General features: G+C 68.9%; 13 protein-coding genes and 2 pseudogenes. 4 read left to right on the top strand and 11 right to left on the bottom strand.

All coding sequences use genetic code 11. The annotated features are described in order from the left end of the window. Window positions 1-79: 79 nt before the first annotated feature. The 3 genes and pseudogenes from ACWCQS_RS06125 to ACWCQS_RS06115 form a co-directional block, all read right to left on the bottom strand. The gene (locus ACWCQS_RS06125) at window positions 80-208 is read right to left on the bottom strand and encodes a hypothetical protein (protein WP_451003333.1); all 129 of its coding nucleotides are present in this window, start codon (window positions 206-208) and stop codon (window positions 80-82) included. Between the two features lie 102 nt (window positions 209-310). Then, a pseudogene (locus ACWCQS_RS06120) lies at window positions 311-479 on the bottom strand (IS1380 family transposase); the annotation flags it as partial. A 31-nt stretch (window positions 480-510) separates the two neighbouring features. Beyond that, window positions 511-1,095, bottom strand: coding sequence for a hypothetical protein (locus ACWCQS_RS06115; RefSeq protein WP_451003332.1), 585 nt, complete (start codon window positions 1,093-1,095; stop codon window positions 511-513). 793 nt (window positions 1,096-1,888) lie between these two features. Here ACWCQS_RS06115 and ACWCQS_RS06110 point away from each other — a divergent pair. Next, a complete protein-coding gene (locus tag ACWCQS_RS06110) occupies window positions 1,889-2,266 on the top strand; it encodes a RidA family protein (RefSeq protein WP_451003516.1) in 378 nt (125 codons plus the stop codon). Here ACWCQS_RS06110 and ACWCQS_RS06105 read toward each other — a convergent pair. Next, on the bottom strand, window positions 2,161-2,592 hold the full coding sequence (locus ACWCQS_RS06105; protein WP_451003331.1) for an ester cyclase: 432 nt from the start codon (window positions 2,590-2,592) through the stop codon (window positions 2,161-2,163). The two genes, ACWCQS_RS06110 and ACWCQS_RS06105, sit on opposite strands and share 106 nt — an antisense overlap. 239 nt (window positions 2,593-2,831) lie before the next feature. Here ACWCQS_RS06105 and ACWCQS_RS06100 point away from each other — a divergent pair, with 239 nt between their 5' ends. Next, on the top strand, window positions 2,832-3,665 hold the full coding sequence (locus tag ACWCQS_RS06100; protein ID WP_451003330.1) for an NPP1 family protein: 834 nt from the start codon (window positions 2,832-2,834) through the stop codon (window positions 3,663-3,665). Window positions 3,666-3,766: 101 nt separating this feature from the next. Beyond that, window positions 3,767-4,072: a hypothetical protein gene (locus tag ACWCQS_RS06095; protein ID WP_451003329.1), complete on the top strand. Its 306-nt coding sequence runs from the start codon at window positions 3,767-3,769 to the stop codon at window positions 4,070-4,072. 6 nt (window positions 4,073-4,078) lie between these two features. Here the strand turns inward: ACWCQS_RS06095 and ACWCQS_RS06090 are convergent, their stop codons facing one another. The 6 genes and pseudogenes from ACWCQS_RS06090 to ACWCQS_RS06065 all read right to left on the bottom strand — a co-directional run bounded on the left by ACWCQS_RS06090 (window position 4,079) and on the right by ACWCQS_RS06065 (window position 9,468). Further along, window positions 4,079-4,660 (bottom strand): NADPH-dependent FMN reductase, encoded by a 582-nt coding sequence (locus ACWCQS_RS06090; RefSeq protein ID WP_451003328.1) that lies wholly within the window; start codon window positions 4,658-4,660, stop codon window positions 4,079-4,081. Continuing rightward, window positions 4,657-5,655, bottom strand: coding sequence for an RNA polymerase sigma-70 factor (locus ACWCQS_RS06085; protein WP_451003327.1), 999 nt, complete (start codon window positions 5,653-5,655; stop codon window positions 4,657-4,659). The genes ACWCQS_RS06090 and ACWCQS_RS06085 overlap by 4 nt, the downstream gene beginning before the upstream one ends. Next, a complete protein-coding gene (locus ACWCQS_RS06080) occupies window positions 5,652-6,590 on the bottom strand; it encodes an NAD-dependent epimerase/dehydratase family protein (RefSeq protein WP_451003326.1) in 939 nt (312 codons plus the stop codon). The genes ACWCQS_RS06085 and ACWCQS_RS06080 overlap by 4 nt, the downstream gene beginning before the upstream one ends. A gap of 132 nt (window positions 6,591-6,722) precedes the next feature. Continuing rightward, window positions 6,723-7,460 carry a hypothetical protein gene (locus ACWCQS_RS06075; RefSeq protein WP_451003325.1) on the bottom strand — a complete coding sequence of 246 codons (738 nt, stop codon included), beginning with the start codon at window positions 7,458-7,460 and terminating at the stop codon, window positions 6,723-6,725. A 181-nt stretch (window positions 7,461-7,641) separates the two neighbouring features. Then, window positions 7,642-8,260 (bottom strand): annotated as a pseudogene (locus tag ACWCQS_RS06070) (LysE family translocator). Window positions 8,261-8,349: 89 nt separating this feature from the next. Next, window positions 8,350-9,468 carry a diaminopropionate ammonia-lyase gene (locus ACWCQS_RS06065; RefSeq protein ID WP_451003324.1) on the bottom strand — a complete coding sequence of 373 codons (1,119 nt, stop codon included), beginning with the start codon at window positions 9,466-9,468 and terminating at the stop codon, window positions 8,350-8,352. Between the two features lie 133 nt (window positions 9,469-9,601). Here ACWCQS_RS06065 and ACWCQS_RS06060 point away from each other — a divergent pair, with 133 nt between their 5' ends. After that, window positions 9,602-10,522, top strand: a complete 921-nt coding sequence (locus ACWCQS_RS06060) for a LysR family transcriptional regulator (RefSeq protein ID WP_451003323.1) — start codon at window positions 9,602-9,604, stop codon at window positions 10,520-10,522. Window positions 10,523-10,536: 14 nt separating this feature from the next. Here ACWCQS_RS06060 and ACWCQS_RS06055 read toward each other — a convergent pair whose 3' ends face one another. Then, a complete protein-coding gene (locus ACWCQS_RS06055) occupies window positions 10,537-11,988 on the bottom strand; it encodes a purine-cytosine permease family protein (RefSeq protein ID WP_451003322.1) in 1,452 nt (483 codons plus the stop codon). Window positions 11,989-12,005 lie beyond the last annotated feature (17 nt).

Here is a 12,005-nt window from a genome sequence, read left to right as displayed (position 1 = left end):
CCAACCGTTTGACCTGCACACATAAGGCTGCGGCCCGCGAACACTCGAAGTGTTCGCGGGCCGCAGCCTTAAAGGGAGATCAGCTGGCGTTCCGTCCGATCAGCTGGGTCAGCACCTCAACGATCTGCGCCTGGTTTCGATCGATCTTCTCGGTGAGGCCGCGGACCTTACTGGCGAGGGAATCCACTTTCGCGTCCAGGTTGCCCACTTTCTGATCAAGATTGCCCACCTGCAGGCGAAGCGCCGTGCGTTCTCGGGGGCCAATTCTTGTGCCGGGCAGTGGGCTTCAGCTTGGCACGGCCGGCGTTCAGGCCGAGGCCGGGACCTTCGGGACAGCCTGGTGGGCGGCCTCGGTGAGGGTCGTGCCGGCCGAGTACGACAGCCACCGGCCGTGGGCGGAAAGCCAGTTGACGAACGCGTAGGCGCCTCCCGCCCGGGTCGATGCGGATCAGTGTCTGCGGTCCTCGTCGGTATGGTGGATGCCACTGGCTCGCCGAGGCGAGCCGGGGTTCAAGAAACTCGGCAGGTGTTGCTCGCCGGGTCTGGCGGCTCCCCAGGCACAATGACAGTACCGCCGGAGCAGACGCTCTGTCCGATGATCGTGTTCCCGTTGAACTCCAACCTGCTTGCGTCGAGAGTGACACCCCCAATGATCGTGTTGCCCTCGATGCCGCCGCCGTTCACCTGACTGAAGCCGACGCCGCCCTGAATCACGTTCCCCTGGCACGTCACGGCTGAGCCCGGTGGGCGGTCCTCGGGATCCCCGACCCATACGCCAGGCGAGGGAACATTACTGATGGTCAGGCCGCCGTTGATATGGGATCCGCATACCGTTGGCAGAGAACCATGGCTTGCAGGTCCGCTTTCCCGGACTCCGCCGTTGACCGTGGTCGAATAGATGTCGAAGTCACTCGGGCTGTTCAACACGATCCCGCCGTTGACCATTCCGGAAGTACCAAGAGGAACGTTGCCGTGAAGGTTGTGGTTGATGTCCAGCTCTCCACCGGGCATCACGGTGATGCCGCCGTGCGCATTGCTGTCGACGAACTGCAGGCCTCCGTTGCTGTCGACGACGATGGGCCCGTTGACGGTCACGTTGTTGAGGAAGCAGGCCCCATCGACTTCGAGTCCACCGTTGATCGTTGCTCCAGGGGCAGGATTCCCTCCACTGGGACAATGCGTCCTTGGCTCGCTAGGCGCGGCAAACGCAACCGCCGCCAATGGGAGCGGTGCAGCGCTGACTACGAGGAGAGTCAGAATCCCCAGTCTCACTCTGATTTTCCGCTTCATGAGTGCCTCAGCACCTCCGCGTCAGTCGAATGCTGTGCAAGGGAAGTGAATTCCCTTCTTCCGAACCCATGGGCCTACCCTAGGGCGAAGCCTGCGGCAACAATGGTCGTGCCGATCAACCCGCGAAGCAAACCTTAGGATCGATCACTCAATGTGCGCGTGCCAACGTCGCTGTCTTACGCCATTTGGCTGCGTAAAGTCATCCCGCGCTCCGCATAATTCGCTTCTCGAAAAGGCACGTAATGGCGGCTACGAGGTGGGCAGGATTCCGGTATTCCGCAGCGAACCGACGACAGGCCCGATCCGCTGCAGCAGTGCCTGCATGCGGCGCACGACCTCCGTCATCACCTCCGCATCGGCGTCGCCGGACCACGCTGACGGCGTTCGCAGTGCGCGGTGAACGCGGGCAAAAGGATTTCCGCTCCCGCGAGGAAGGCCGGGCCCCTCACAGTCCCGGCATGATCGAACGCATCCGCACCGACAAGGCCCCCTTCGTCCGCTTCCCCGACGGCACCGAGCCACCCTTGTCCCAGGCCATCAGGGTCGGCGACTTGGAGTTCACGTCCGGTCAAGACCGCTCGACCCGGAGACGCACGCGATACCGGACGACGTCTCCGAACAGGCCCGGCAGGTTCTGCACAACCTCGTCGCGGTCGTCGTCGCCGCTGGGAGCAGGAAGGATCTGATCGTCAAGTGCACCTGTTACCTCAGGGTCGGGGGCGACTTCGCGACCTTCAACCGGGTGTACCGCGAGTTCTTCACGGACTACCCGCAGTTTCCGGCCCGGACGACGGTCGTCACGCAACTCGTGCGCGACGGCGTGCGCGTCGAGATCGACGGCGCGGCCGCCGTGGCCCGGAAGCGGAGCGTTTACGAGACGGCGCCCAGTTGGCGCAGCTGGGAGAGGACATCGACCACGCCCCAGATTTCGGCGATGCGACCGTCCTCGAAGCGGAGGATGAAGATCTCGCCGTAGGTGACGGACCTGCCGGTCGGCGGCATCCCCTGGTACTCGCCCCGGTGGGTTCCGGTCACCGTGTTCCTGGAGACGACCTTGTCACCCTCGGCGATCACATTTTCGACCGTGACGTGAATGTCGGGAAACGCGCGAAGGAGCACGGCCCACACCTGCTTGAGTGCCTGCGCTCCCGTCATGCCCATCGGCACCGGCGCATGGAACACAAGGTCCGGCGCCGCGACCTCATCGATCACCTTCGAGATCATCTCCAGATCCCTGGTGTGCCCAGCGTCATGCAGACGCGCGGCCGTCGCCTTGTTGCGAGTGGTCTCATCGGTTGACATACGACTTCTCCTCCGTCGCCGCATTTGGCTCCACACATCTGACGAACGAGCCCGCCCGGATGTGACACGACCGAGCGAGCGAGCACCTCCATGTACATCGTTCGTCACCAACTTGCTTGCTTTACCGCTTACTTCACCACTTGACGAAAGTGGTCCACACCTTTAGGTTCACGGCTCAGCGGCGCATCGTCACACGCACTCAGCCTCCCGCTCCCCACGTGAAAGGCCACCCCCCACTCATGGCCAAGTCCCCTTCCACGGCCGCCTTCACGGCGACCGACACGGGCTCCAAGGCGGCCGGCACCAACTGTTCGCGGCGACTTCGGCGGTACGCCCCGGCCGTCGCCCTCACCGCGCTGACCCTCCTGGTGTCCCTCCCAGGCCGCGCCGACGCGAGCGTCCTTCAGTTGCTACCGCAGAACGCCGACGGCCTGGAGCAGACCTTCTCGCCCGCCTACGACTACGACGGCGACGGCTGCTACGCCACGGCCGCCATCGGCGCCGACGGCACGATCAACCCCGGTCTGAAACTCGGCGGCGACGTCAACGGCCACTGCCACGACTACGCCCAGCTCGCCAATGCCAACACCTACTCGCGCGAGAAGTGCAACAACGGCTGGTGTGCCGTCATGTACGCCAGCTACTTCGAGAAGGACCAGGCGACCCTGGGGCCGGCGGCCATCGGGCACACGCACGACTGGGAGCACGTCGTGGTGTGGATCAACAACAACGAGATCCAGTACGTCTCCGTGTCCCAGCACACCAGCTACCAGGTGGCCGCCCGCTCCTCGGTCCGCTTCGACGGCACCCACCCGAAGATCGTGTACCACAAGGACGGCCTGTCCACCCACGACTTCCGCTTCGCCAACAGCAACGACGAGCCTCCCGAGAACGTGACCGGCGGTTGGTTCTACCCCCGTCTGGTGGGCTGGAACGGCTACCCGGCCGGCTTCCGGGACAAGCTGATGAGCGCCGACTTCGGCGAAGCCACCATCAAGATCAAGGACGGCGACTTCCAGTACGCCCTGGCGCACTCCATGCCCTCGGGCATCCCCTTCGACCCGAACGCCTGACGGGACCCTCAACGGATATTCCGTTGAGGGTCCCGCCGGCGGATCATAGGGTCACTGGCATGTCTCTGCGCCTTCATATGCGGCAAGCCCTGCGAGAAGCGATGCGCGCCCGCGACAAGGTCGCGGTGAGCGCCTTGCGTTCCACGCTTGCAGCGGTGGACAACGCCGAGGCGGTGCCGGTGGGCTCGGCCGAGCTGCGCGGCTTGGCCATCGAGCAGGCGCCGGTCGGTGTCGGCGCCACCGAGGCTGCGCGGCGTGAGCTGACCGAACAGCACATCACCGACATCGTGCGCGCCGAGGCCGATGAACGGCTCACGGTCGCAGCGCAGTTCACGGCACCGGGCCAGGCCGACCAGGCAGCGCGGCTCCGTGCGGAGGCCGCCGTTCTGCTCCGGCTCCTCGACTGATCCCGTTCAGGCCGTCGCCGCAGACTCCGCCCGGAGCGGGGCGAGTGCCTGCGCCCAGGTCAGCAGCTCGTCGACCAGGGCGTGCACCTCGGGCACGTGCAGTTCCTGCGGACGGAAGTCGGTGAAGTTCACGAAGTCCTCGCGCAGCGACAGCGCCACCTGCGGTCCGATGTCCGCCATGCGCAGCACGCCCGCCTGGGCGCGCAGCTTCTGCACCGCCATGACCGCGCCGAAGACGCCGTACCCCACGTAGGCGACCGGCTTGCCGCCCCACTCGGCGTAGAGGTAGTCGATGGCGTTGGTCAGGCTGGCCGGAGGGGCCGCGTTGTATTCGGGGGTGACGACGATGAAGGCGTCGTACGAGCCGATCCGCTCGGCCCAGCGCCTGGTGTGGGGACGTTCGCCCGGCGCCATGAGGGCCGGGACCGCTTCGTCGAGCAGCGGAAGCGCGTGCTCCTTCAGGTCCACGAGGTCGAAGTCCGCGGCCACGCCCGCGTGTTCGGCCGCGAGGTCCCGTACCCATGCGGCCACCCGGTCGCCCTTCCGGCCGGGGCGGGTGCTGCCGATGATGATGCCGATCCTGATCATGTCCGGTTCTCCTGTTCTGTTTCCCGCTCGAATTCCCTTACGGGTGTGGTGGCCGGGTCTGTCGGTTCCGGGCCGGCCATGTGCCGGCGGGCCTGCTGGGCTTCGCGCAGCAGGGCCCAGGCATCGGCGACGGGGCCCATGTGGCCGAGCTTGTCGGGGTTGCTGACCGTGCGGATCGCCTGAATGCGCCCGCCGAGGATGTCGAGGGTCCAGATGTTGACGACCTTGCCGTCGCGGTCGCGGAAGACCGCGCCCGGCTGGCCGTTGACCTGGCGTGGCTCGACGACGCCGCCGATGCCGAGGAACGGCCAGAGGAGCCGGTCGAGCATCTGGCACATCTGGTCGATGCCGTGGATTCCCCCGGCCCACCGCGGTGCCTTGCCGCCGCTGTCCGCGACCATCTGCACGTCGGCGGCGAGGAGTTGCCGCAGCCCGTCGACATCGCCGTCCTTCAAGGCGTCGAAGAACCGTTCCGCGAGTTCCTCGCGTTCCTTCCGGTCCGCCTCGAAGCGGGGCCGGCCGGCGTCCATGTGGCGGCGGGCGCGTACGGCGAGCTGGCGGCAGGCCGCCTCGGAGCGTCCCACGGCTGCGGCTATGTCGGGGAAGCCGAAGGCGAACACCTCCCGCAGGACGAAGACGGCCCGTTCGAGCGGGCTGAGCCGTTCCAGCAGGAGCAGGGACGCCATGGACAGCGAGTCGGCCAGCTCCGCCGCGTGCTCGGGGTCCTGGTAGGGGTCGGTGAGCAGCGGCTCGGGGAACCACGGTCCGACGTACTCCTCGCGCCGCACACGGGCCGAGCGCAGCACGTCGATCGAGAGGCGGGTGACCGTGGCGGAGAGAAACGCCCTGGTCGACGCCGGCCGGGTCGGGGAGAGGTCGTAGCGCAGCCAGGTCTCCTGGACCGCGTCCTCGGCCTCGGCCACACTGCCCAGGATGCGGTAGGCGATGGAGAACAGCAGCGGCCGGAGCTCCTCGAACTCCTCGGCCCGGCTCACGCCAGGCCGTCCTTGAACCCCTGGCGCCACGAGGGATAGCGCAGTTGCCAGCCGAGCTCGCGCTTGGCCTTGGCGTTGGAGAAGCCACGGCCCTCGGTCATCATCGTCACCACGACCTCCCCGGCCAGCAGCCGGGCCAGCCACTTCGGCACCCGCATCGGAGGCTTGGCACCCGCGCACGCCGCCAGATGCGGCAGCCATTCGCTCTCCGGGGCGGGTTCGTCGTTGACGATGTTGAAGGCGCCCCTCGCCTGCTGTTCCACGGCGAGGACGGTGGCGCTCGCCGCGTCGTCGAGGTGCACCCACGAGGCGTACCCGGTGCCGTCCCCGACCAGTGGGAACTGCCGCTTGCGGACGAGTTCGAGCTGGTCGTCGGTGGCGCCCGGCCCATAGAACCCGCCGTAGCGCAGGACCGCGCCGCCGGCTTTGCCGACCGCGTCCTCGACGTGCCGCAGGGCGGCCATCGCCGGGTACGCGGGCGTCCTCTCGTGCAGGTCCAGCGGGTCCTCCTCGCTCTTCACCCATCCCCCCTCGCGGATTCCGTTCCAGTTGGCATAGCCCTGCGCGACGAAGTGCCGTACGCCGGTCGCCTCGGCCGCCGCCAGCAGGTGGTCGGTTCCCTCGGTGCGCAGCCTGATGGTGGGCGCGGCCCACCGGTCGAAGTGCTTCAGATCCGGTTTGCCGGCGTGTGCGAGGCTGATCCCGGTCATCTGGTGCACGATCACGTCCGGCCGGGCGGCCGCCACCGCCTCCCCGACGGACACCGCGTCCAGTCCGTCCATGACGACGGCTTTCGCGCCCAGTCTCTCGGCCTGTCCGAGCTTGGCCGCGCTCGTCGTCGTGGCCGTCACCTGGTGGCCCCGGGCCACGAGCTGCGGTATCAGCCGCCGCCCGAGCACGCCGGTTCCGCCCGCCACGAACACCCGCATGACCATCACCTTCCTGATCCCAAGCCGTTCTCCGGGATCTGAGACGAGACAGCCCGGCCGTCTGTGACACGGGTGGGCGGATCTCGCGAACCGGAGGCCGGCGACGGGCGTTCGCCGATGGGCGGGACGTCCGTCCGGTCACTTCAGGATGTTGACCGCGCGGGCGACCACGAGGACCACGGTGACCAGGGACACCGAGGACTGCAGCATCATGAGCATCTTCGACCAGCGGGAGAGCGGCATGACGTCGGTCGGGCTGAAGGCGGTGGCGTTGGTGAAGGAGAGGTAGAGGTAGTCCAGGAACGCCGGTTCCCAGTCCGGCGGGGCCAGCTCCGGGCTCTGCATCTGTACGAAGAGGAAATCGGGGAACTGGTGCTGTCCCCGGACCCGGGCCATGGGGCCGCCCCGGTCCCACTCCCAGTACCACAGGGCGAACACCATCACGTTCGTCACCCAGATGACACCACCGGTCAGCAGGAGCGGGACCGCGCTCTCTCCGCCTTTGCCACGCACCAGGTCCCCCACGAGGAGGACCGCCGCCCAGCCGTTGGCCAGGCTGATGACGCCGGTCAGGGCCAGGCCCAGGTACCGCAGCAGGCGGGTACGGGGTTCCACGCGCCGGGGGTTGCCCGCGATCAGCCCGGCCAGCAGCACCAACTCCAGTGCGGGCAGAGCCCAGACCGTGCGCAGGAGGATGAGCCGGTGCGGCACGATCAGCTGCAGGGCGACGGCCGCCAGGATCACCGCCGTCACCGTCCAGCGCGGCTCGCCGCGGGTCGCCCGGCGCCAGGCGGGGACCAGTTCGCGTTCGCCGCTCTCCAGCAGCCGTTCGATCCTGGCCAGTCGGCTCCGGGCGTCTGCCATGTCGTCGTTCATGACGAGGATTGTCCCGGCCAGGTGTGCGGCGGCCGGCGCCGGGACTCCGGTGCGTCGGGCAGGTCCGCGTCGGCCCGAGCGGGGCTGCGGACTTCGGTGTGTCGGGTAGGTCGGCCTCGGCCTGAGCGGGGCTGTCCGAACTATCCGCCCACCTGTGTCATGGCGTGCGGGCCTGGCCGGATCAGCCGGACGTGGTCGCGACGAGCAGGCCGAAGCCGATCAGTACGACGCCAGTCGTGCGGCCGAGCGCACCTCGGACTCGTGGCCTCTGCAGGACCGGCCCCGCCCTGACCAGCAGCAGCGTGTAGCTGCCCAGCCAGGCGAGGGGGAGCACGACGTGCAGCAGGAAGGAGGCTCATGGCCCAGGCGGCGGAGATGTGCGGCGGGGCAAGGGTCGGGAGCAGGCCCGTGTAGAAGACGGCGATCTTCGGGTTGAGCACGTTGCTGATCAGTCCCGTCCGCCATGGGCTCCCGGCCCCGTGCGGGGTGCCGGTCTCGGTCACGGCGGACGGGGCCTGGTGGTTCTGCCGGAGGGCCGCTACGCCGAGAAGCATCAGGTAGCCCGCGCCGAGGAGCTTGACGACCAGGTAGGCCGCCGGTGCCGCGGCGAGCGCGGCCGCGAGCCCGGCCACGGTCAGCGCGCCCCAGAGCAGCAGCCCGGTCGCGATCCCGGCGACGGTCCGCAGCGCGTCCGCGGCGCCGGCCACCAGGGCCCGGCGGGTGACGACCGCCATGTCGGGGCCGGGTACGAGGGTCAGCAGGCCCAGAACGCCGATCGCGGCCGCGAGGTGGGTCAGCATGCTGCCGCCCTCCTTCCGGGAAGAGCGGTCTGCGGGCATGGCATACAGGTGCGGTGGATCAGCTCGGAGATCTTTCAGGTGTCGCGGGTTCACTCAGCGGTGTGGTGAGGATTGGCGGACGTGCCCTCGGTGTTCAGCAGCACGACCACCGAGCTCGCGTCGAGCCCCAGTGCCGTACGGCGCTCGTCCGCGCCCGGGCCGGTCAGCGCGGCGTGGAGACCGGCGAGCGCGGCTGCCCCGCAGGGGCCGGAGGAGACCCCGAGGGCCGCGAGTCGTGCGGCCGCGCGGGCGGCGGCGGAGTCCGGGACGGCGACGGCGGCGTCCAGCCCGCCGTAAAGGCAGGGCCAGGCGAGGCTCGACGGGGTGCCGCAGTTCAGCCCGGCCATCACGGTCTCACCCGTGGTGACGCTCACGACCTCGCCCTGCACGAGGCTGGCGAGGACACAGGCCGCCGCCTCCGGCTCCACCGACAGCAGCGCCGGAGCATGTCCCCGGTCGCGGCTGCGGTAGTGGGTGACCACGGCTTGGGCCAGTGAACCCACCCCCACCGGTACGGAGACGAGGTCGGGCCCTTCCCCCGCACCCCGGGCCGCCAACTGCTCGTCGATCTCGGCACAGAGGGTCGAGTACCCTTCGACGATCCACCCCGGGATCCGCTCCTGGCCCGGCCACGCGCTGTCCTGGACCAGGACCGCGTCCGGCGCGCCGGCCGCCTCGGCCGCACGGCGCACCGCCGCGTCGTACGGCCCCGCGACCTCGGTGACCTCCGCTCCCTCGCCGACGATCGCCGCGACGGCCTGGGGAGGCACTCCGCGCGGCACGAAGACATGCGCATCCTGTCCGCGCAGACGGGCGAAGCGGGCCACCGCCCGGCCGTGGTTGCCGTCGGTGGCCGTCACCAGGGTGACCGGGCCCGGGCCCATGCCGACGGCGGCCCGCTCCGCGAGCACGCGGTGGACCGCCCAGGAGGCGCCGAGCGCCTTGAACGCGGGCAGGCCCAGACGGCACGACTCGTCCTTCACGAACACCCTGCCGAGTCCCAACTCGGCCGCGATATGGGGAAGTTCGGCCAGCGGCGTGGGCGCGTAGTCCGGCAGCGCGGCGTGGAAGTCCCGCACCTCGGCGGCTGCGGGCGCGCAACGCCAGGTGCGGGCACCAGGGCGCACCGTCCACCACAGCGCGGAGAGGGAGGAGGCGTTCTCGGGCACGTGAACAGGGTCCGATGCCGGCCTACGATCGGTCCAGCGAATGTTTTCGACTTATAGTCGTCGGAAAAACCGAACGTCTGCCATAGCTGCCGGCCAGGTAGATCTTGACAGTGGCCAGAAGGAGGAACCGGCGATGTTCGACCTGCACCGGCTGCGCCTCCTGCGCGAGCTCAAGCACCGCGGCACCCTGGCGGCCGTCGCCGCCGCGTTGTCGTACGCCCCGTCCTCCGTCTCCCAGCAGCTCTCCCAACTGGAGTCCGAGGTCGGGGTGCGGCTGCTGGAACCGGTGGGGCGGCGGGTTCGGCTGACCGAGCAGGCGGAGATCCTCGTCGCCCACACCGAAGCGGTCCTGGAGCGCCTGGAGCGCGCGGAGGCCGACATCGCCGCCTCGCTGTCCGATCTGACCGGCACCCTGCGCATCGCCTCGTTCCAGACGGCGGCGCTGGCCCTGGTACCGGCTGCCCTGGGTCTGCTGCGCGAGCGGCACCCCCGACTGCGCGTCCACGTCACCCACATGGAACCGGAGAAGGCGCTTCCCGCCCTCCAGGCCCGCGACTTCGACCTGGTCCTCGCCGAGGAATACCCCGGCGATCCCAATCCGCGGCCCGCCGAACTGGAGCAGGAGGACCTGCTCGCCGACGAGCTCCACCTCGCGCTGCCCGAACCCGCCGAAACGCCGGACACGCGGGGCGCGTTGGCGGTGCTGCGTTCCCTGGAGAAGCATCCCTGGGTGATGGAGCCCGAGGGCACGACCGCCCGGCACTGGGCCATGACCCTGTGCCGCACCGCCGGCTTCGAACCCGACGTACGGTTCGAGACCACCGATCTCCTGCTCCACCTCCGCCTCGTCGAGCAGGGGCACGCCGCGGCTTTCCTTCCGGCGCTCGTCTGGGACGGCCGGGCGCCGACCGTGCCTCTGCGGCGGCTCCCCCGCGGCCTGCGCAGCCGCCGCATCTTCACCGTCGTACGGCGCGGGAGCAGCCGGCACCCCGCGATCCTCGCCTGCCGCGACGCCCTCGGGCGCGCGGTCGCCCGGCGCGCCCCCCGGTCGTAGCGCGCCGGCGCCGTTCAGGGCTCGCGGTGCTCGTGGGCCGCCTGCTCCAGCGCCTGCGCCTCGGCCTCGGCGACGCGTGTCTCGGCGGCCACGTCGATCGAGCGGGTCAGCCACCAGTACAGGACCGCGGCGACCGGAAGGCCGATGAACAGCGAGATGTCGGCTCCGCCCAGCGCCTTGGCGGCGGGACCCACGTACAGGGTGCCGACGGAGAAGAACGGGATCATGGCGGCGAAGCCGACCAGGTAGGAGATGATGCCGTGCCAGCCCCAACGGCCGTAGATGCCGTGCGGGTTGAAGATCTCCGCGATGGCGTAGTGCCCGCGGCGCACGACGTAGTAGTCCATGAGGTTCACCGCGGTCCAGGGGATGAAGAGGTAGAGCACCAGCAGCAGGAAGTTGTTGAAGTTCTCCAGGAAGTTGGAGGTCGCGGCCAGCGCACCGACCAGGGAGAGCGCCGCGGTCAGTCCGATGGTCAGCAGGCGTACGCCCAGTGTCGGCCGCACCCGCTTGAACGAGTCGATGCCGCTGATGAGGGTGAGCGAACCGCCGTACATGTTCAGCGCGGTGACGGACACCAGGCCCAGGGCGGCGAAGAGCAGCACGATCGCGCCGAAGCCGTCGAAGACCTTGTCGCCGGCGGCGTTGATGGACTTGATGGTCTCGAAGTCCTTGCCGGCCCAGGCCGCGAGCAGCGTGCCGAGGACCATCAGCCAGATGCCGCCGAGCGCGGAGCCGAAGTACGTCCAGTAGAAGGTCTTGCGGACCGTCACGTCGGGCGGGAGATAGCGCGAGTAGTCGGAGACGTAGATGGCCCAGCTGATCTGGTAGCCGGCGACCACGCCGAACTGGGCGAGGAACGGGGTCCACTTGAAGGCGCCCAGATCGAACGAGCCCGCCGGATAGCGCAGGGTGACGAGCACGCCGACGGTGAAGATCCCGAAGACGACCAGGAAGGTGTACGTCAGGATCCGCTCGGCCTTGTGGATGATGTCGTAGCCCACCAGCGCGATGACCAGCGCTACCACGGTGACCACGACCACCCACAGTTTGACGCTGCCGTGCACGGTGGTGTGCAGGGAGTCGGCGGCGAGGATGCTGTTGAAGACGTTGAAGCCCGCGTACTGCACATAGGCGAAGAGCCACACCAGAAGGGCGCCGACGTAACCGAACTGGGGGCGCGACTGGATCATCTGCGGCAGGCCCAACTGGGGTCCCTGTGCCGAGTGGAAGGCCATGAAGAAGGTGCCGATGACGGTGCCGGCGACGATGGCCAGCAGGGACCAGATCAGGTTGCCGCCCTCGGTGATGCTGATGAGTCCCACGGCCAGGGTCGCGATCTGGGCGTTGGACATGAACCACAGCGGGCCCAGATGCCAGAGCTTGCCGTGCCGCTCGTCCAAGGGGACGTAGTCGATGGACCGGACCTCAAGGCCGGACACCCTCGACTCGGCTGATGTGCTCATGACGCCTCCTGGCGGCC

The sequence above is a fragment of the Streptomyces sp. NPDC002076 genome (genome assembly GCF_053593835.1).
Note: the sequence above shows the minus strand (reverse complement) of the source record. Positions and strands in the feature narration are given on the sequence as shown.